We start from the raw sequence: 20,701 nt of genomic DNA on the forward strand, positions 1-20,701 counted from the left end.
TAGGTCGAATGAGGCGCGAAGAATTAATCGTCCAGAGAATCTGGATCTGACGGAATTTTATAGGTCCCGGTCAATGTAGCCGAAAGTGGACCTTTTTTGCCGGAAGCCTTGTGTTTGGAAACAGCCTCAGCGTATTCTACAGTATAACGAGTCCAAGGAATTGCCTTCAGTCTGGCTAAAGGAATTTTTTTGCCAGTCCCCTCGCATATGCCGTAGGAACCGTCCTCAATTTTCTCGAGAGCCACGTCGATTTCTCGGATGGTCTCGATCTCTGACTCGGTTAGAACGGAACTCAACATCTCTTCGTTGATTTCCGACGCGATATCTGCGATATCTCCCATTTCTTTCAGGCCGGAAGGTTTGCTATTATCTTCCCACTTCGCATACTTCTCCAATAGAGAGTTTTTTCTCTCTAAAAGAAGGTCCGATATTTCACTCAGGACCTTTTTGTCGTATGCAGCTTTTTTAGTCACCATCTGGATTCGGAATTATACCTTAGATTCCTTATGTTCGACGTGGGCACGGCAAAATTTACAGAATTTTTTCGTTACCAATTTCTCGGATTTCGCCTTTTTGTTCTTGGTTTGGAAGTAAGAATTTTTCTTACAAACTTGGCAAGAAAGCTTAATGATCTCTCTCATGACGGATGATACTCTTAGCTAAGATTGGTCTGAACAGGAATGAACCGAGTTTAGACCAAAATAATGGCCGCTCAGTTTACACTATTCGGACTGATTATGCTATAAAAAAAAAGAACGGCCAAAAATCAAGGAAGATCGGCTGAAATTAGCGATTTTTCCCTTTCTTCCTGCGGAACGGACCTTCTCCAAATACCCGCCAGAACACTTCCAATCAAAGAATGCACAAAACTGGAAATTGCTGCCGGAATCGCCACCAAAGGATCTGAAAAATTGTTCCGAGACAGAACCGCTCCCAATCCGCTGTTTTGCATCCCCACTTCTATGGAAACTGTACGAGCTACTACAAAAGATTTGGTCCCAAAGTAAGCCGCCCAGTATCCGAAAAAATATCCGGAGATATGGAGCAGAAATACGGAAGAAATTAAATGAAGTCCTGAACTAATCACTGCTTCTTTTCCGGAGCCTATGATAGAAGCAACGATGAGTGTGATCAGTATGACTGCGATTAAAGGAGAAACGATTTTCACCTTCTCCGCAAATTTAGGAGTATAACGATTTAATAAAATTCCTAGGATCACAGGAAGGATCACTACTTGTACTGTATCAAAAAATAAACCGGAAGCATTTGCACCCACACTATTCCCCACTAAAAATAATGTGAGAAGAGGAGTCATGATCACGGATAGAACCGTGGAAATCGCAGTCATTGTAACTGACAACGCCAGGTCGCCTCTTGCTAAAAAGGAAACTACATTAGAAGCAACTCCTCCTGGGCAACAGGAAACTACTATGATACCTACTGCTAAAGGAGCAGGGAGTTGGAAGAAGTTCCCCAAAAACCAGCCGGTCAAAGGCATGATCGTATATTGACCGATCACTCCGATTAAGATTGGTTTAGGAGCCTTGAATACTCTAGTAAAATCTTCCATTCTTAGGCTGATCCCCATTCCGAGCATTGTCAGCCCTAGGCTGTATGTGATCCAAGGTCCCTTAAATCCATGAAGTACCGATGGAAAAAACCAACTGAATGTCACACCACAAATGACCCAGAGTGGGAATAATAAAGCTGCCTTTTCAAAAAGTGAAGCCAAGTTCTTATCTCGAGACTAGATCCACTACCCTGTCCAATTGTTCTTTGGCCAGATAAATATGTGGAGAGAATCGAACCCTTCCTAAACGAAGTGCACACATAACTCCGTTCTTTTTGAGGTTGGAAACTACATTTTCCATGGAGAGTCCTTCTTTTTCTGCGACCACGATCCCGGTTTTAAAATCTGGAAAATGATCAGATGCAAGTTTCCAACCTGCATCCCTCAGTTTATCAGAAAGATAATCTGCGAGTTCATAGATCCTTTCCATAGAATTATGGAAACCAACTTTATGAAGCATTTCTAATGTGGATTGGAAATAGACCCAATCAATAAAATTCACTGTGGAAATTTCGTATCGATCCGTGCCTTTTAACTCTTCTCTATAAGGTAAATAGACTTCATCATTTACTACGGAGCCGGTTCCCTTGAACGGGAAATTCAGACCTTCTAACTTTTCCTTAGCAATGTATAAAACCCCAAGTCCTAAAGGCCCGAGTAACCATTTCCAAGCCGGGAAAGCCATATAAGAAATCCCCATTTCTCTAGGTCTTACAGGAAGAAGTCCGACTCCTTGGGCACCATCCAGAACAAATTCAATTCCTTTTTCCGCGAGAAAACTTCCGATCTCCTCTAACGGGAAAGGCATTCCAGTGCACCAATGTACTGCAGAAAGGCTCACTACTTTTACATCAGGTGTGATAGAAGATTTTAAGTTTTCTAAAAATCCGTCCGGAGTTTCTGCCATTGGGACAAAAGAAATGGAAACTCCTTTTTCTTTCCAATGCTCCCAAGGATAAATATTAGAAGGATATTCGTTTTCCAGAAGAAGGATACGATCTCCCACTTTGAGTTTAAGACCCAGGGAAATAAATCCGATCCCTTCGTTTGTATGATGAATTAAAGAAAGTTCTTCCGCTTCGACACCTAATAATTCCGCGAGAATGGTGCGGATCACTTTTTTAACAGTTGGATATTTACGTACTTCAGTACTGCCGCCTTTGGCAGCGTAACCTTGCAGGTATTCATTGACTGCATGTAAGGTGTCCGTGTTTGCAGGAGTGGTCCCACAATTGTTTAACCAGATCATTTCCCGATTTACCGGGTACAAATGTTGTAGTTTGGTCCAGTCCGGACTAGGATTCGTTTTCATCTCGAGGCCAGATTGGATCTATCCTTAGGAGGGAAAACTTCTTTTTTAAGAACATATCCAAAAGGTTTAAACTCTTAAGCCCGAGAATGCAAAACCGGGAATCGAATGTTTCCCGGTTTTTTAGTTCTTACTTTTTCTTTTTGGCTGCCTTTTTCTTAGGAGCTGCTTTTTTGGCGGCAGTTTTTTTCTTAGCTACAACTTTTGCTTTTTTAGGAGCAGCCTTCTTCACTACTTTTTTAGCCGCAGCTTTTTTGACAGGTTTAGAAGGTTTTAGACCTTTAGAACTTTTACCGCTCGGCTTAGAATTTCCTACTGCTTTAGCTACTTCTTCTGCCTGTTCGTCCCAGAAGTATGCTCCTCCTGCAGAACGGGTCTGGTCGAATGTATTCAACTCAGCTTCTAACAAAGATTGGTAATTATGGCTATAATCCATGAGCTTAGAAAACAATAATTTAATATTCGAATCTTCGAATTTAGTGGTGAGCTTTTCGTAGAATGCCACGGAATTCTCAGCTTCCCTGATTGCGAGCTCTAACGCCTCGTGAGCGTCCTTAGAACCGGAACCAGTGATAGTTCGTTCCACCTTATTCATGATTTTTTGGAGAGTACTTTGGTGGAATTTATGGATAGCAGCCAATTGTTTGAGGTTCGGAAGTTCTGCGCCTTCTGCTACTTGATAGATCTCAGTGATAAACTTAATATGTTCATCTACTTCTTCCGCAAGTCTTTCGAATAATTCCCTAGTTCTTCCCGGAGGAAGTTTTTCATACGTATCCATATAAAATTCGAAGTAGTCCTTCTCATGCTGGATCGCAGCTGCAACAGCTTCCAAAAATGTAGTTTCTTTTAAAGGTTTAATACTCATTCTGCATACTCCGGTCGCGACAATTCTAGGGGATTTTCAAGTCGGTTCAATAATATTTTTTCTATTTTATTCCTCTTCTTCTTGAGAAAGGAAGATTAAAAATTGAGCTAAATAGTAAGTAGACATCACCCAAACTCCGTGGAATGGAAGTTTGTTCGGAGTGAATTGTCCGAGTGCGATGATTGAATCGGAAATTATAAAACTGATCGCTCCTAAAATTCCAAGCCATCTGTCTCTGGAAGAAACTTCTCTAGCTGCAGATCTCCAACCCATCACACAAATTGCGGAAACGTAAACCGCTACAGGAATAGTCAAGGCAGGCGCAATCCCAGGAAGAAGCCAATAAAAATAAGACGCACCAAAAATTACGTATGGAACCAATCTAAGAAAATGTACTGGATTTCCCCAAGAAAAACTAACGGAATACGCTACCTGAGCGATCAGGAAACTGCCCAAACCGAAAACAAAATATTTGTCCGGAAAAGCTAGAATAGTATCTCCTCCGAGTGAAAATACCAAACCGATCCCGAGCCAAATTCCTGCGCGGGTTTTCCATCTAGCCTCTCCCACACTTAACGCAATTAAATATAGAATGGGAACAATTTTGGAAATCAAACGAACTAGAAATATGTCCGAGCCTAAAAATAGAACTCCCAAATGAACAAGGGCCAAAATCGGGAATATAATATAAATCATTAAGAGCTCCTAATCTCTAAACACCCGGTGATTTGGGATTGTCTTCCAGACCAAACCGAGGAACCTGTCTTTCAAAGGCCCAAATAGGGCCTCGGAAGCTGCGATGATCTCGTTTAGCCAAAAAGATTCTACACTTTTTCTTATTTTTTCCGTTGTAGTAGGCCTTTTGATTTATTTGGACCTATTCGTAATGAATAAAAGAGCCCATAAACTCTCTCTCAGAGAGTCGGGATACTGGACTTTGTTCTGGGTAACTCTTGCTTTCAGTTTTTCTCTTTTAGTTTATATTTTTCACGAAGATCCGACTAACCCGGGACTTGCAAAACAAAAAACCCTGGAATTCTTAGCCGGATATCTTCTAGAATATTCACTTTCTGTGGATAATCTTTTCGTATTCATCATGATCTTTGGAAAGTTCAGGATACAATCCCAGTACCAACCCATGATCTTAAAATGGGGAATCATAGGTGCATTGATCTTCAGAGCAGCAATGATCTTCTCAGGTGCGGAGCTAGTCTCCAGATTTGAATGGATACTTTATCTTTTCGGATTCTTACTCCTCTACTCCGCTTGGAAAATGTTCTTCCACGACGAAGAAGAGGATTTCGATCCGGAAGAAATGAAACTTTTGAAGTATGCTCGTAAAATTCTTCCAATGTCCAAAACATTCCATCCGGAAAAATTTTTGGTAAAAGAACATGGAAAGACCCTTTTTACTTCCACATTCTTGATCTTGATCGTTGTGGAATTCAGCGATATTCTTTTTGCAATCGATTCTATTCCTGCAATCTTCTCCATTACCCAAGATAGTTTTATTATCTATACTTCTAACGTATTCGCGATATTAGGACTCAGATCTTTATTCTTCTTACTCGGTGGAGTAATGGAACTGTTTGTGTATTTGAAAAAAGGAGTCTCTATCCTACTTGCATTTGTGGGTGTAAAACTTCTTCTTCCTGCATTTTCAGGATACGTTTTCGGAAGAGTGATCCATGTATCTATCGAGATCTCTTTGATAGTGATCATTGGAACTCTTACACTTTCCATACTCGCTTCTATTCCTCATTATCTTAAAACGAAAAAAAAAGGAGCCTGACGGCAAATCGAATGGCATCAGAAAAACTTTTCTCCGAATTTCCACCGGTTTCCACCGAAGAATGGACGAACCTAATCCAAAAGGATCTGAAAGGTGCGGACTTCGAAAAAAAACTGGTTTGGGAAACCCAAGAAGGATTTAAGATCCAGCCGTTTTATAGAAAAGAAAATCTAAAAGGAAAGGAATGGCTCCTTTCCAATCTTCCCGGAAAATTTCCTTATCTTAGATCCACTCGCAAACTTACAAATGACTGGAGTATTCGACAAGATATCGATACTAGTGATCTAAAAACCGCTAAAGAATTAGCAGTTGAAGCCATCTCTAACGGAGTTTCTGCATTGGGCCTTGTGCTTGCAGATGTTGGTTCCGGCAGAAAAGGGATCCAAATTAAAAATGAAAAGGATCTGGCTTTCTTATTGGAAGATCTACCTCTAAACGAGATCACTCTTCATTTTGTAGCGGAAGAAAAATCCCCAGAACTTTATTCCTGGCTTCCTAAAAACAAAACTCTAGTCGGTGGACTAGGTTACGATCCGTACAGAATTCTCGCAAGGCAAGGTCATTCAGGTGGTCATAGCCCGGAAACTCTGAAGCCGATCCTGACAGAACTTGCGGGCAAATGGAAAAATTTCCGCGCACTTACAGTCCATTCTTCCACGTTTAGAGATAGCGGTTCTACAATTGTTCAAGAGCTTGCTTATACTCTGGCGCTTGGTTCAGAATACTTGTATCGTTTGGGAGAATTAGGTGTTTCTCCTGAAGTAGTAAATTCTCAGACAATTTTCCAATTTACGATCGGTCCTGATTATTTCTTAGAGATCGCAAAGTTCAGAGCGGCAAGAACTTTATGGGCTGAAATATTTTCTTCTTATTCTTCTGATAAGGGAGAAGCTTCTCTTCCGTTTATAGAAGCGGAAACCGCAAGGTATAATTACGGGATCTATGATCTTCATAATAATATTTTGAGAGGAACCACTGAGGCAATTTCCGCTGCGATCGGTGGTGCCGAGATTATCAATGTTCTTCCATTTGATCATCTATTACAACCTGCGGATTCCTTCTCTCTTAGGATTGCAAGAAATGTGCAATTACTCTTAAAACACGAATCTTATTTGGATAAGGTTGCTGATCCTTCTTCCGGTTCTTATTATATAGAAACTATCACCGACCAAATCACCGAGCAAGCTTGGAAATTATTTACAGAAGTGGAGAAGGACGGCGGATTCTTAGAATGCCTGAAATCCGGCAAGATCCAATCTTCCATCTTAGAATCCAAAAAGAAGAAGGAAGAAAATTACTCTACTCGTAAAGAGATCTTCCTGGGAACCAACCAATATCCTAATTCTAAAGATAAGATCCAAAACAAAGATCTAAATAAGAATATCAAGTCTACCTCTCTCCCTCCTGCTTCTGACGAGCTCAAAGTGACTGCACTTCCTGAATTTTTCGCAGGAGATGCAATCGAAGAGATCCGGATGAAAACGGAAAGTTACGAAACCAAAAACAAAACTTCTGTAAAAGTACTTCTTCTTCCTTTGGGAGACCTAAAAATGAAGAAGGCAAGAGCGATCTTCTCTTTGAACTTCTTAGGATGTGCTGGATTTAATGTAATCGACCCGGGAAGTTACGAAACTTCCGAAGAAGCGATTGCTGGCATCCAAAAAGAAAATCCTCAAATGATAGTCTTCTGTAGTTCCGACGAAGAAGTAACATCTTATGTGAAGGATATTCTTCCTAAATTAAAATCTAAACCGCTTGTTTATGTGGCCGGTTATCCAAAGGAAATTATCCCTGAATTGGAATCCTTAGGTGTGAACGGATTCCTACATGTTCGATCCAATCTATTAGAAACACTTTCCGATCTTCAAAAAAGGGTGGGAATCCAATGAAAAGACCTACATTTTCCCCTAACAGAACTCCGGTAACAGGAGATACTAAATTCGAATCCTGGTCCAAAGAGGCTTTGGACGAATTAGGACTTTCTAAATTAGAAGAAACGATTTGGAATACTCCAGAAAAAGTTCCTGTCAAGCCGGTATACGTTCCTAAAGACGTTGAGTCCTTGGAACATTTAGATTATGCAGCAGGAATTCCTCCATTTTTGAGAGGACCTTACTCTACTATGTATGTCCAACAACCTTGGACAATCCGTCAGTATGCAGGATTTTCCACCGCCGAAGAATCAAACGCATTCTATCGTAGAAACCTAGCAGCAGGACAAAAAGGTCTTTCTGTTGCATTCGACTTAGCAACTCACAGAGGATACGACTCAGATCATGAAAGAGTTTTAGGAGACGTAGGAAAAGCGGGAGTGGCGATCGATTCGGTTCTGGATATGAAGATACTCTTCGACCAGATCCCTTTGGATCAGATGTCAGTTTCCATGACAATGAATGGAGCTGTTATTCCGACGCTCGCTTTTTATATCGTCGCTGCAGAAGAACAGGGAGTAAAACCGGAACAACTTTCAGGTACCATCCAGAATGATATTCTAAAAGAGTTCATGGTACGGAACACTTACATTTATCCTCCTGAACCTTCTATGAAAATTATCGCTGATATTTTCAAATATACCACTGACTTCATGCCTAAGTTCAATTCAATCTCCATCTCCGGCTATCATATGCAGGAAGCAGGAGCTACTGCGGATATAGAACTCGCTTATACATTGGCGGATGGGTTGGAATACCTACGCACTGGTATTAAGGCAGGAATGGACGTAGATAGTTTTGCTCCTCGTCTTTCCTTCTTCTGGGCGATTGGTATGAACCATTTTATGGAAATCGCTAAGATGAGAGCAGGAAGACTTCTTTGGGCAAAACTTGTAAAAACATTTAACCCTAAGAGTAACAAATCCTTAGCTCTTCGAACTCATTGCCAAACTTCTGGTTGGAGTTTAACTGAACAGGATCCTTTTAATAACGTAGGAAGAACATGTATAGAAGCTCTTGCTGCAGCCCTTGGTCATACTCAGTCTTTGCATACAAATGCACTCGACGAAGCGATTGCATTGCCTACTGACTTCTCCGCAAGGATTGCAAGAAACACTCAGATCTATTTACAAGAAGAAACAAATATCCACAGAGTTGTGGATCCTTGGGGTGGCTCTTTCTATATTGAATCATTAACTTCTCAACTTGCTGAAAGAGCTTGGGAACTTATCCAAGAAGTGGAAAAACTGGGCGGTATTGCAAAAGCGATCGAAACCGGAATTCCTAAAATGAGGATAGAAGAAGCCGCTGCCCGTAAACAGGCAAGGATCGACTCCGGTAGAGATGTGATCGTAGGTATCAATCGTTATCGCCCTTCTAAAGAAAATCCTTTGGATATTCTAGATATCGATAACACTGCGGTGAGAGAATCTCAGATCCGTAAACTAAACGAACTCAAGAAGAACAGAGATAATGCAGCGGTTACTGTAGCATTGGAAGCAATCACTGAATGTGCTAAAACAGGAAATGGAAACCTGCTTGCACTTGCCGTAGATGCTGCTAGAAAAAGAGCAACTCTTGGCGAGATCTCTTTCGCTATGGAGAAAATATTCGGCAGATATAAATCCGTCACTCATATGATCAAAGGGGTGTACTCGGAGGAAATCATGGACGATCCGGATTTCAAAAAGGCAAAAGAACTCTCCGCAAAATTCGCAAAGTTAGAAGGAAGACAGCCTAGGATCATGGTCGCTAAGATGGGACAAGACGGACATGATAGAGGTGCAAAAGTAATCTCCACAAGTTTTGCGGATATGGGCTTCGACGTCGATATAGGCCCCCTATTCCAAACTCCTGGAGAAGCAGCAAAACAAGCCATTGAGAACGATGTGCATGTGCTTGGAGTTTCAAGTCTTGCAGCAGGTCATAAAACCTTAGTTCCTCAGGTAATCCAAGAACTCAAAAAATTAGGAAGAGAAGATATCCTAGTCATCGCAGGAGGAGTTATTCCTCAGCAAGATTATGATTTCTTGTATAAGTCCGGAGTGAACGGGATCTTCGGACCTGGAACTAAGATCTCCAAAGCAGGTGCAGAAATCCTAGAACTTCTGATCAAGAGTGTAGAAGGTTAATCTTACTATGCCCGAGACCGAGGGAAAAGAAGAAGCCCAAATCCGAGGCTCTATTAAAAAGAAGAGCCTTCCGGATGCAGAAACTTTTTCCCAAGGAATTCTCTCAGGAGATATAGTTCTATTAAGTAGAGCAATTACTTTAGTAGAGAGTACCTTACCTTCTCACCAAGAATTGGCAGAGGCTATATTAGAAAAATGTTTACCTCATTCAGGTAAAAGTATCCGAGTTGGTATCACTGGAATCCCAGGTGTAGGTAAAAGTACGTTTATCGAATCTTTCGGAAATCATCTGATAGAACAAGGTAGAAAGATCGCAGTTCTTGCAGTAGATCCTACATCACAATTATCTAAAGGATCCATTTTGGGAGACAAGACCAGAATGGAAATTCTTTCCCGTAAAAAGGAAGCATTCATTCGCCCTTCTCCGTCCGGAGATTCATTAGGCGGGGTCGCACGTAAAACTAGAGAGACCATCTTTCTTTGCGAAGCAGCAGGCTTCGACACGATCCTTGTAGAAACAGTTGGTGTTGGACAATCAGAGACTGCAGTCAATTCCATGGTGGATATATTCCTTCTTCTTTTAATAGCGGGAGCGGGAGATGAACTACAAGGAATCAAACGTGGGATCATGGAAATGGCGGACCTGATCGCGATCACCAAAGCGGATGGGGAAAATACTGCCAGAGCAAATCGTGCAAAAGCGGAGACAATTTCCGCAGTTCATTTTCTCCCTTCTCATGAATCAGGAATAAAAACCGAAGTTAGAACATGCTCGGCAGTTACCGGAGAAGGTATCTCCGAGATCTGGACTGAAATTTTAAACTTTATACAAGCTATCAAAGATAAAGGTTACTTAGATAAAAAAAGAAAAGAACAAGCCAAACATTGGTTACATGAATCAGTTCAATCCATGTTATTAGATGATTTCTTTTCTAAGTTAGGAAATGATTTCCGTAAGGCCGAAGAACTTGTAACCCAGGGACTGGCAGGTTCTTACCAAACCGCTCGTAAACTTGTGAAGTATTATAAGAACGAAGGCAATCAAATTTAATCATTCGACGAAACCAAAGAATCACGGTTTTGTAATATATTCTCCTTCCTAAACGATATTTGTCCCGACCACATCATCCCGATTCTAGTTCCGAATGGAATTTTTTTTCTTGGAAAATATGTCTTTTGGGAGATTGATGGTGGATACAAAAGATTGAACTTCAATCGTGCAACGCCTCTGCTTTGGCAAGAAATTGACTTAGACCAGAGTCGGTATTGGAAAAGGAAAAAACATGAAATCTCGCATTTCCGGACTAATCTTATCTCTTCTGTTAGCCGCTTCTATCATCTCTTGTGCTACTTCTAGCGCTGGACTTGCAACAAGCACTGTTCCGGTAGCGGATAAAAAGTATAAAGTGATCTCTCCGGTAGAAGGAACAAAATACTGGTATACCTTTGATATCGCAATCATTGGGATCCCTTTAGGCGAACCTCCTATTGATCGACTATTAGAGGAATTAACTAAGGAAAAAGAGGCTGATGCTTTGATCAATGTCCGCTACTGGACAGATAAATCCATCTTCGTATTTTTAACTGTAAACCGTCTTCATATCTCTGCAGAAGCGATCAAATTCGAAGACGAGATCCCGGATCTTAAAAAGAAAACACGCTAATTCAAAATTGTATGATTCTTCTCAGATCTATCATTCTGTTTTGTTTTTTATTTTTTACGTTGTACTCATGCTCAGGTTCTTTTAATAGAGCTGATGTGGGCGGCAGAGTAACTAGTACTCAACTCATTGACTCTGCTAGTATCATTCGTTCCAAAGATTATATGGAATTAGGAGTTTCTAGCGGAGAAAGTTCCGTTTTCTTTTTATTCGGACTCATCCCGGTCACCAATCCATTAAATATGGATTATGCACTTAGTGAAGCGGTTCAAAAGATCCCGGGAGGGAAAAGTTTGATCAAAGTAAAATACTGGCATGAGACTCATCTATTTTTCCCAGTTGGTACAATCAGTGTACTAAAAGTAAAAGGTACTGTGATCGGTTCTCCTTCTTCTACAACTCCGAACGAGGCGGGTAAAAGATGAAAACCCGCGTATTTGCTTTCAGCTTCTTTTGTATTCTTTTGGTAGATTGTGTTCGGGAAGATACTGTTCCTCAGGGAGACGCAAACAGCCAAATTTATGCTGCAACAGAGTATCTTTCCAAAAAATGCGGAGATCCTATTCCGCCACATTTTCCAGTTGCGATTGGAGATGTACAAAGAAGGAACCTAGATCTTTGTAGTATTGCGATCACAAAAGCGGACTGCCCTTTCATATCCTATCCGGCAGTTTGTCTTTGGATCTATTATGATAAACCTGCGGGAGAGATCCCTTGGTATTTGAATTTTAAAGACGTATTTGTGGATCCTAAATTGCCATGAAGTTAAAAAAAGTCCTGATCAAAATCGCTTTTCTCGCGGCAATCGCCCCGTTGGATTTATTTGCAGAAGTAACTTTTAAAGCTAGGTTATTCTCCAGACAAAAAAACCAAGGAGAAGCTAAAACACAAGTTTTACTTTTCGAAACCAAAAAGATCTATAGAACAGATGCAGAAGGCTATTTCGATGCCGTAGTACCTTCTCCAGGAATTTATACCTTCCGTATCTTAAAAGTAGAAGATATGCAGGATATCAAAGGTAACGTAGAAGCTTCCGGCCAAACAGTTACTCTTTATACGGATGGAGGTCCTGATGCATCTGTAGGATCTCCGAAAGGAAAGGTCCCTAAGGGTACAATCACAGTTGCCGCAGAAAGAGATAAACCTATTCTTTCTAGAACCACGATCAAATACGAAGAGATCAAGAGGATGCCTGGAACCTTTGGGGAACCATTACGCGCATTGGAAACAATTCCAGGTGTGGTTCCTTCCGCAGCATTCGGTGGTGGAGCGAACAATTATGTGATCCGGGGTTCTGATCCGAACTCAAACTTATATTTAGTGGATGATCTTCCTATTCTATATCCGTTCCACTTCGACGGATTGAGCGCTGTAGTAAACGCCAACCTGATCAAATCTATTGATGTTTATACGGGTGTATTCCCCGCAAACTTCAATAACGCATTGGGCGGGGTCATTCATATCGATACAGTAGATAAGGTGGACAAGTCTCAGAAAAATCTGATCATCTCCGCTTGGTCCAGTAGTATCAGTTATATGAGCCCTACTTTCGGCGGAAAAGGTTATCTGATTGCTTCTGCTCGTGTGGGATACTTAGACAGATTTGTACAAGGTTTAACTTCCGCCTTGGGCGCTGACTTTCCGGAAGGTTTAAGACTTCCAAGATTCGTAGACTCTCAGGTTAAATTCGTTCATAATTTTAACGAGCATCACCAAGTATCTTTTCATTCATTTTATTCTAAAGATGATTTTGCAGCGAATCTTCCTGCAAAATACCAAAATGACCCTGCGAATGATGCTACTGCTGCATTTGCAGGAGCAAGTATTTCCTCAGGACAAGGATTTAGGACACAAGCATTACGTTATACTTGGAAACCGATAGATACATTCTCCAATCGTGTAACTCTGATCAGTTATGATCCGTTCACCGACTTTAACGTGTCCTTCGGTTCTATCCAAGGAAAGAATAGAGCAAGCGGTGCATATAACGGTGTGCGCCAGGATGCTTTCTGGGATCCGAGTAAATATTTTAGCGCTGAGTTCGGAACAGAATACAGGCTATTAAATTATTATTCTACAGGTTCCAGCATCATACAATCAGATCCGAACAATTTAAGTCCGAACCCTTATGATACCCAAAGCCCTGACTTTACTACTATCCCTACGAATATCACTGCGAAGGGAGCTTATTATAACGGTTATCTAACCACCAAGATCCGTTTAGGAAATTTGCATATTGAACCGGGAGCACGTTACGATTATATTCCGTACGTAAATAATAGCGCATTCGGGCCTAGAGCTCAGGCATCTTATAAATTTGAAGGTATAGGAAAAGGAACTACCATCTTTGGAGGTGGAGGTAATTTCTTCCGCTTCCCTTTAGATACCAGGTTTAATAAGGATAGTGGGAACCCACACTTGGATTTCGAAAAGGTATTCAAGTACGGTGGAGGGATTGAACAACTATTAGAAGGTGATTACCAGATCAAAGGAGAGATCTTTAAACAAGAATACTCCAGCTTGATCGTGGATGACCCTTATATTACAGAACCGATCGGAACAAATCCGGACCCATATTCCAGGATCGCTCAACCTTTTATCACAAACAAAAAACTGAACTACTCCAATAGTGGAACCGGTTGGTCCAGAGGTTACGAATTAGTACTTCGTAAGAACTCACGCCCAGGCACAAGGAACTGGTTCGGTTGGATTACCTACACTTGGTCCCAAACATTCAGAAATAATAATATATTCACGCCTGACCCAGGCTCGGCTCCTTTAAACGCTCAAGAGACCCAAATCGCCGCAGAGTTTTATAAGAATTCTAAAGAGACATTATACGACTACGATAGGACCCATGTAATCAATATGGTCTTCGGTTGGAGGTGGAGCCAAGAGTGGCAGTTCGGTGCAAGATGGTCCTACCTGACAAGTAGGCCGTTTACGCCTATTGTAGGGGATGACGGGGGAAGGTTCAGTAACCCTGCAAATGGCCAAACCTATTGGGTGCCTCAATACGCCAATAACCCGGCCCTTGGAGAATATATCAATAGTCGAAGATTAAAGCCTTATCATCGACTTGACATCCGTTTCGATAGATTTTTCAATTATGAATGGGGGTATGTGAATACCTTCCTGGAGATAGTAAACGTATACCTAAGAGAGAACGTGGGTGGAGAAGATTTCGATAATACGAAACCTTATTCCAAAACGAACCCAAGTCCTAGCCCGACATTTGGAACAATTCCTTTGCCAGGCGGTGTGATCATTCCATTCTTCAACGTAGGTATCGAGGTTAAGTTCTAATGCAGGTCCGGAGTATAGGAAAAGTTTATACACACTGGTTCGGAATATTGTCCGCCCTAGTTATATTCTCATACTGTTCCCAATATTCTCCGGAAGCGTCTAACGAAAGCACTTTGGTCTTACAATCTCTCTTAAATTATTCTGCAAATCCATCTGCAGCCTGTAAGTCTTCCATGCAAGAAGCAGAAGATTGTTTAAAAACTTCCCAAGATTTGAATGGAAGTGGAGAAGTTGAAATTTCCGGACTCTTCTCCGGAGGAACTGCTAAGAGTTACGAATCATATTGCAGCCAAGTATTAGCCCAAGAGCAGATGTCCGGTTTAAATTCCAAAGTCCAAGAATGTATTTTTAATTGTAACGAGGCCTATTGGTCCAGGGTCGGATCTGAAAACGATTGCAGCGGAGAAGGTTCCGAAATCATTTCTAATTCCGGGATAGAAACCTTAAATTGTGTTAGAAATTGCAAAGAACTTTATTCACCAGAACCAGAACTTTAAGTCCGAAATTTCGGAACAAAAACAGAATGACTGGGATCGTATCAGACAAAAAAACAGAAATTAAGAAGGAATTATAAAATGAGTTTTGAAATTGCTATCGGGTACATGGAAACAGCGATCTTTGTGATCATGGCGATCGCGAGTGTTCTTGCAGTAGCCGTTGTAGTAGAAAGAGCGATCATATTCGTTAAAAACACGAAAGACTCCGCCTTCGTATTACCTGAAATCATCCAAACTGCAAGAAAAGGAGAACTTTCAGGGGCTCCTAAGTTTTCAGAAAATTATCCAGAGAATGTTTACGCGAGATTTGCGGACTTCTCCTCAGAACATTCCAAGGGTGGAAAAGAAAGCCTGGGTGAATTGATGGAAGGAAAGATGATTGGAGAAAGAGTCGGTTTCGAAACCAGACTTTCTATTCTTAATACATTAGGAAACAATGCTCCATTTATCGGACTATTAGGAACAGTATTCGGAGTAATCAGCGCATTCTATAAATTAGGAACTTTGGGGAACGCAGCCGGAGAAGTGGTAATGAGAACCATTTCACAAGCTCTACTCGCAACTGCGGTAGGTCTTGCCGTCGCCATCCCGGTGGTAATGGCGAATAACTACTTCACCAGAAAATTGAAAATCATCCAATCCAATCTGGAAATTCTTTCCAAAGAATTTTTAGCAAGCCTGTCTCGGAAAGGTTAAACCGAGGATTTCTAGAAAGGAGAATTTATGGCAGGTCAAAGTTCTTCCGGAGACGGAGAAGAAATCGGCAGTATTAATATCACTCCGATGGTGGACGTAATTTTGGTTCTTTTGGTGATCTTTATGGTTACTGCGAACTTCTTAAAAAAAGAATCCATCAATATCAATCTTCCTAAAGCGGACGCGGTGGATGCGAATCTTGCCAAAACCGTTCAGGTGGCATTATCTAAAGACGGAAAAATTTTCTTAGAAGGAAATGAAACAGATTTTCCTAGATTAGAAGCTCAACTGCAAAGAGAGACTAAGATCCGTCCGAATATGAGAATCACGTTATCCGCTGATTCTTCCCTTCCTTACGGAAAAATAGCAGAGACTATGGGAAAGATCAAAAAAGCTGGCGTGCACCAAATCGCATTATCTGTTAAAAGGTGATCCGGAGAAATGAATCCTACTCTGGAAAAAGTAAAGACTGATGTAATCCAAAAACTCAAAGAACTTTCTCTTTGGGAGATTTGTGTTTACGGATCACTTGCTTTTCACCTATTTTTATTCTTAACTTACTACTACATCACTCACAAAGAAAAGGAATTCGTAGATTCTGAACAATTGGAGATGAACGTAGAAGTTGATATCCAAGATATTCCTCCGGAATTACTCGGAGGAGAAACTTCTCCTACTCATAAAGATCCAAACGAATGGGTAGAAGGTGCCAACGAAGAAGGAAAAGATCCGGACCCGAACGAGATCAAAGAAAACGAGATCAGCGGAGAAGGTACTGACAAAGACGGATTCTTATTCGCTTTTTACGGAGACAAAGCCCCCACTCCAATCATTGATTTTTCTTTGAGAGATTATTTTCCTGAGAATGCACGTGCACAAGGAATCTCCGATGCAATGATCTACTTGGAAGTACAAGTAGACGAAAAAGGAAATTTGATCAATGCAAAGGTAATCAAATCTTCCATTCGCGGATATGGTTTCGAAGAAGCAGCAGTTAAAGTAATTCGATTAGCTCGTTGGAGCCCTGGTTATGCAAAGGGAAGACCTACTCGTATGAATCATAGGGTCCCAGTCCATTTCGAGCTGGACGATAACTAATCTTGACGATTTAAACCGCCTAAATATTTCCATATTTTACACAAAGGAAATATTTTTCTGAATAAGATTCCTTATATATTCAAGGCTATATTCTAAGAATATAGCTGCGGATTTCCGTTTAGTTTTCGTCCATTGTAACTAGAGATGGAATCCGGGGCTTGGAAATTTTTTATGACTGGTGTAGTTGCCAGTCTGATCATAGTGTTCTTCTTTTCTCATTCCGATCCTGGAATGATCCAGGCAGAGAAAGATCTCCCTGAAGAAACGGTAATCCTCGCGGATAAACAAGAAAATATTCCCCTAAAGTCCATTTTCTCAGGCAAACAAAGTTTCTTATATTTCGGATTTTTAGATTCTTCTAAAAACAACTTAGACGAAGTGGAGATATTCCTAAATTGGTTTGATAGATCAGCACCTATTGATTCTCAATTTGTGTTTATCAGTTTAACTCCGGAAAAAGACGAATACAAAGATCTAAAAGATAGATTCGGAAAACTAAGTGAGAAGATACTTTTACTCAAACCTGCAAACTCAAGTGCAGCATTGGAACTAGCCAGATCGTTCGGGATCCAAGCATATATCCAACCTGATAGTGGAAATGTAAAATTTAAGACTGCACTCATCTGGGTAGATGATTCTCCTAAGATCAGAGGGATCTTTCCTAAAATCCCGGAGAAACCGGATTCGATAGATCTGCCTTCCCTACTCGTCCGAGCAAAATAAGTTCCCTAAAATCCTGCAAAATACCTCCTCTTGTAAATTATTTTCCAAAAATTGGAATATTCTAAATTTCATTTTGAAAGGAAAATTCTTGAAAAAGGTCCCAGATCAGAAGTAGAGTGGAAAGCCGCGTTAACAAATTGTTTCCGGAGTTATTCCAAATGCAAAAACGTTTCGTATCGGTCCTATTCGTACTGATCCTATTATTTTTCTCACCGATTTCAGCATTAACACCACCTCCTAGTCTGGAATCTCAGGTGAATTCTTCTAACTTTATCGCTCTGGCGAAACTTTCCAATGTGAAAGAAAGTAAGATCTCCTCTAATTCCATTTCCGTTACGGCAAATGTAGAAATTCTAAAATCCTTAAAGGGTGGGAAAGAACTCCCGCAAAAATTCGATATCGCCTTCTTAATATTTCCCGAACTATTCGGGAAATGGCTTAAAGCCGCTCCTCAAGAAGGAGACTATATACTTTTTCTAATTAAGAAAAAGGTAAAGGATAGCAAAGGAATGGAAACCGAAGTGATCAGTCTATACGAGCCGCATCCTTATGCATTCCGTGAATACAACAAACAACTAGAAGAAAATATTTTATCTTTAACTAAGAACTAAAGGACAAATAGATGAAACCGAATTTACGTTTATTATCCGCTCTATTACTTTTACTCTCCGCTGGCGGCCTATTCTCTCAGACTCCTCCCGGCCTGGGAATGAAACAAGAACCTGCGGAACTTTTAGCATCTTTTAAAGAAGCTAATCCGAACAGGATCTCTCATAGAGGACTTTCTTCTTCTGTGGATTTGTCCCAGTATATGCCTCCTGTAGGTGACCAAGGACAACAAAGTTCTTGTGTGGCATGGTCCACTGCTTATGCTACCAAATCTTTTCAGGAATATATGGAAAGAAAAGACAGAGGTTGGAAGTTAAGCGACTCTTCCGGAAGTCCGAACTATTCCAATATTTTCTCACCTGCATTCATCTATAACCAAATCAATGGTGGAAGAGACAACGGTTCTTTGATTTCAGATGCAATGCGTATAGTCGTGGAAAAAGGGGCAGCTCCTTGGTCTTCTATGCCTTATAACGAAAGAGACTATTTGACACGCCCTCCTCAAGATGCTTTTAATACGGCATCTTCTTATAAAGCAAAAGAATTCTTAAGGATCAGACAAACAGACCCAAATGAATTGAAAAACCAACTCGCTCTCGGAAGACCTGTCGTTGCCGGAATTATAGTTTATGAAAACTTTATGAATTTAAAAGGAAAAGAAATTTATAAAGAAGGAGTCGGTAAAACCTACGGGGGACATGCGATCGCAATCGTAGGTTATGATGATTCCAAGGGAGCATTCAAGTTCATCAACTCTTGGTCCACTCAATGGGGAGACAATGGTTACGGTTATATTGATTACAGATGGTTCACTAAGGTTTGCCAATCCGCTTTTGTTCTTGTAGATGATGTTGCACCTGCAACCACGACGAACACAACCACTACTACCACACCTGCAACGGATGTAAAACCGGTCCCGCCTGAAAAAGTAAAACCAATCGCTCCAAAAGAGATCGCAGCGACTCAAGGTTCCTTTTCGGACAAAGTACTTTTAACTTGGGCATCCGTTCCGCTTGCGATCGGATATGAGATCCATAGAAAGGGTCCGGGAGATTCTTCTTTTTCTAAGGTGGGACTTTCCCAAACAAATGGATTCACGGACGACGGAGTCCAAAAGGATATCGCTTATTCTTATAAGGTCGCTACCCTAACTGATACTGATTCTTCTGATTTGTCAGATGGAGAAGCGATTGGTTATGCAAAAACGGAAGAAGTTAAAGCTCCTCCGAAAGTTGTAGGAGTCAAAGCAAGTCAAGGACAATATCCAAACAAGATCGATCTAGATTGGGAATCCATAAGCGGTGTTACTGACTACTACGTATATAAGTGGAACTCCAACCAGAAAAAATATCTCTCCGTTGGAAGAGTAAAAAATACAAACTACACTGATAATGCTGCCACTAAGAACGGAGTGACTGAGTTCTATGTGATAGCTGCAATTAGTAATGGTAAAACTGGAGATGCTTCCGACGCAGTTTCAGGATTTACAATGAAGGCAGAGGCAAAACCTTCTAAACCTTTCGGGCTTACCGCTACTAAAGGATTATATAATAGCAAAATAGAAGTACAATGGCAGAAGGTTTCAGGTGCTTCTAAATATCTGGTCTATCGTTATGATGTGAGCGGATTATTCGGCGGTGGTGCTTGGTCAAAAATTGGAGAAGAAGCAAAAGAAGCATTCATTGACGAAAAACTCAATGGCCAGTATGCATTCTATGCTGTTGCAGCAGTGAATAAGGACGGACAATCCGGACCATTCTCCGATTACGCTTATGGATACATAGATCCGAACAAACATAGAGCCGCAAAACTTCCTACCCCTACGAATTTGAAAGGAACACTCGATTCTAAAACAGGAAAAATTTCCTTGAAGTGGGACTCTGTAAAAGGAGCCAACGAATACTATGTGTATCGTAAAAAAAGAGGCGTTTCTTCTTGGGATTTCGTTGCCGGAACAAATGAAAAGACCACGAACTTTACTGCGGATGTTCCTGAAAAAGAAATTTTGTATCTATACTCAGTAACTTCCAAAACGGATTTGGGAGGAGAAAGTGATAAGGCCACTCCAGTCTCGGCGGTTCTTTCCCAGGCAAAACCGGCCAAGGTAATGCGCTCATTCGGGGGAGATTCCAGTTTAGAAAAATTTAAAGGACCTTGGACTGCGATGTCTTGGGATGGTTCCAAAGGTGTGAACCAAGTTCTCCTCGAAATTGAAAGCCAAGATAATGTGAACTACGTCGTGAAGTTCAATAAGCAGAAAATTTTCGAAGGACGATACATAGAAAATAGTCCAATCATCGACAAAGAAGGCAAGTTCCGAATTGAGATCGAAAATGCGGGAGATGCTCTGCAGGTAACTCTGAAAGATAATGGGATTATCAATCAGAAGGCGACTTTAAACTTCTTGAAGGAGTAATAGAAAGCTTGTAGGAGCTCCTACATGCGAAGTCGGTGAAAGATCTGCTTGAGTTGGTGACCGAAGGTCAAACGAGGTCTTAGACCAAATCGA

At 40.9% G+C, this 20,701-nt stretch carries 21 protein-coding genes; 15 read left to right on the top strand and 6 right to left on the bottom strand.

The window, feature by feature from the left end:
• Nucleotides 1-23 precede the first annotated feature (23 nt).
• From CH377_RS10445 to CH377_RS10470, 6 genes are all read right to left on the bottom strand, one after another.
• Complete coding sequence (locus tag CH377_RS10445) at nucleotides 24-476, bottom strand: TraR/DksA family transcriptional regulator (RefSeq protein WP_086445833.1); 453 nt, start codon at nucleotides 474-476, stop codon at nucleotides 24-26.
• Between the two features lie 12 nt (nucleotides 477-488).
• A complete protein-coding gene (gene rpmG / locus CH377_RS10450) occupies nucleotides 489-641 on the bottom strand; it encodes a 50S ribosomal protein L33 (RefSeq protein ID WP_010514486.1) in 153 nt (50 codons plus the stop codon).
• Between the two features lie 125 nt (nucleotides 642-766).
• Nucleotides 767-1,732, bottom strand: a complete 966-nt coding sequence (locus CH377_RS10455) for a bile acid:sodium symporter family protein (RefSeq protein ID WP_100723744.1) — start codon at nucleotides 1,730-1,732, stop codon at nucleotides 767-769.
• A gap of 4 nt (nucleotides 1,733-1,736) precedes the next feature.
• On the bottom strand, nucleotides 1,737-2,882 hold the full coding sequence (locus CH377_RS10460; RefSeq protein WP_100723745.1) for an aminotransferase class V-fold PLP-dependent enzyme: 1,146 nt from the start codon (nucleotides 2,880-2,882) through the stop codon (nucleotides 1,737-1,739).
• A gap of 127 nt (nucleotides 2,883-3,009) precedes the next feature.
• A complete protein-coding gene (locus tag CH377_RS10465; protein WP_100723746.1) occupies nucleotides 3,010-3,747 on the bottom strand; it encodes a ferritin-like domain-containing protein in 738 nt (245 codons plus the stop codon).
• Nucleotides 3,748-3,813: 66 nt separating this feature from the next.
• Nucleotides 3,814-4,443, bottom strand: coding sequence for a lysoplasmalogenase (locus CH377_RS10470; RefSeq protein ID WP_100723747.1), 630 nt, complete (start codon nucleotides 4,441-4,443; stop codon nucleotides 3,814-3,816).
• A gap of 103 nt (nucleotides 4,444-4,546) precedes the next feature.
• Between CH377_RS10470 and CH377_RS10475 the strand changes: the two genes are divergently transcribed.
• From CH377_RS10475 to CH377_RS10545, 15 genes are all read left to right on the top strand, one after another.
• The gene (locus CH377_RS10475) at nucleotides 4,547-5,539 is read left to right on the top strand and encodes a TerC/Alx family metal homeostasis membrane protein (protein WP_100723748.1); all 993 of its coding nucleotides are present in this window, start codon (nucleotides 4,547-4,549) and stop codon (nucleotides 5,537-5,539) included.
• Nucleotides 5,540-5,550: 11 nt separating this feature from the next.
• Complete coding sequence (locus tag CH377_RS10480) at nucleotides 5,551-7,428, top strand: methylmalonyl-CoA mutase family protein (RefSeq protein ID WP_100723749.1); 1,878 nt, start codon at nucleotides 5,551-5,553, stop codon at nucleotides 7,426-7,428.
• Nucleotides 7,425-9,602, top strand: a complete 2,178-nt coding sequence (gene scpA / locus CH377_RS10485) for a methylmalonyl-CoA mutase (RefSeq protein WP_100723750.1) — start codon at nucleotides 7,425-7,427, stop codon at nucleotides 9,600-9,602. Before CH377_RS10480 ends, scpA begins: the two co-directional genes overlap by 4 nt.
• 7 nt (nucleotides 9,603-9,609) lie before the next feature.
• Entirely contained in the window at nucleotides 9,610-10,653 is a 1,044-nt protein-coding gene (gene meaB, locus CH377_RS10490) for a methylmalonyl Co-A mutase-associated GTPase MeaB (protein ID WP_100723751.1), read from the top strand.
• A 232-nt stretch (nucleotides 10,654-10,885) separates the two neighbouring features.
• Nucleotides 10,886-11,266: an LIC20211 family lipoprotein gene (locus CH377_RS10495; RefSeq protein WP_100723752.1), complete on the top strand. Its 381-nt coding sequence runs from the start codon at nucleotides 10,886-10,888 to the stop codon at nucleotides 11,264-11,266.
• 11 nt (nucleotides 11,267-11,277) lie between these two features.
• The gene (locus CH377_RS10500) at nucleotides 11,278-11,688 is read left to right on the top strand and encodes a hypothetical protein (RefSeq protein ID WP_100723753.1); all 411 of its coding nucleotides are present in this window, start codon (nucleotides 11,278-11,280) and stop codon (nucleotides 11,686-11,688) included.
• The gene (locus tag CH377_RS10505) at nucleotides 11,685-12,026 is read left to right on the top strand and encodes a hypothetical protein (protein WP_100723754.1); all 342 of its coding nucleotides are present in this window, start codon (nucleotides 11,685-11,687) and stop codon (nucleotides 12,024-12,026) included. The genes CH377_RS10500 and CH377_RS10505 overlap by 4 nt, the downstream gene beginning before the upstream one ends.
• Nucleotides 12,023-14,569, top strand: a complete 2,547-nt coding sequence (locus CH377_RS10510; RefSeq protein WP_100723755.1) for a TonB-dependent receptor plug domain-containing protein — start codon at nucleotides 12,023-12,025, stop codon at nucleotides 14,567-14,569. Before CH377_RS10505 ends, CH377_RS10510 begins: the two co-directional genes overlap by 4 nt.
• A gap of 47 nt (nucleotides 14,570-14,616) precedes the next feature.
• Nucleotides 14,617-15,066, top strand: a complete 450-nt coding sequence (locus CH377_RS10515) for a hypothetical protein (protein WP_243402030.1) — start codon at nucleotides 14,617-14,619, stop codon at nucleotides 15,064-15,066.
• Nucleotides 15,067-15,144: 78 nt separating this feature from the next.
• The gene (locus tag CH377_RS10520) at nucleotides 15,145-15,762 is read left to right on the top strand and encodes a MotA/TolQ/ExbB proton channel family protein (protein WP_100723757.1); all 618 of its coding nucleotides are present in this window, start codon (nucleotides 15,145-15,147) and stop codon (nucleotides 15,760-15,762) included.
• Nucleotides 15,763-15,789: 27 nt separating this feature from the next.
• Nucleotides 15,790-16,194: an ExbD/TolR family protein gene (locus tag CH377_RS10525; protein WP_100710793.1), complete on the top strand. Its 405-nt coding sequence runs from the start codon at nucleotides 15,790-15,792 to the stop codon at nucleotides 16,192-16,194.
• 9 nt (nucleotides 16,195-16,203) lie between these two features.
• Nucleotides 16,204-16,860, top strand: a complete 657-nt coding sequence (locus tag CH377_RS10530; protein ID WP_086445817.1) for an energy transducer TonB — start codon at nucleotides 16,204-16,206, stop codon at nucleotides 16,858-16,860.
• A 171-nt stretch (nucleotides 16,861-17,031) separates the two neighbouring features.
• On the top strand, nucleotides 17,032-17,583 hold the full coding sequence (locus tag CH377_RS10535) for an SCO family protein (protein WP_243402029.1): 552 nt from the start codon (nucleotides 17,032-17,034) through the stop codon (nucleotides 17,581-17,583).
• Between the two features lie 158 nt (nucleotides 17,584-17,741).
• Nucleotides 17,742-18,194, top strand: coding sequence for an LIC_20196 family exoprotein (locus CH377_RS10540; RefSeq protein ID WP_100723869.1), 453 nt, complete (start codon nucleotides 17,742-17,744; stop codon nucleotides 18,192-18,194).
• Nucleotides 18,195-18,205: 11 nt separating this feature from the next.
• Nucleotides 18,206-20,608 (top strand): C1 family peptidase, encoded by a 2,403-nt coding sequence (locus tag CH377_RS10545; RefSeq protein ID WP_100723759.1) that lies wholly within the window; start codon nucleotides 18,206-18,208, stop codon nucleotides 20,606-20,608.
• The last annotated feature ends 93 nt before the right edge of the window (nucleotides 20,609-20,701 follow it).

It is taken from the genome of Leptospira haakeii, assembly GCF_002812045.1.
Classification (GTDB): domain Bacteria; phylum Spirochaetota; class Leptospiria; order Leptospirales; family Leptospiraceae; genus Leptospira_B; species Leptospira_B haakeii.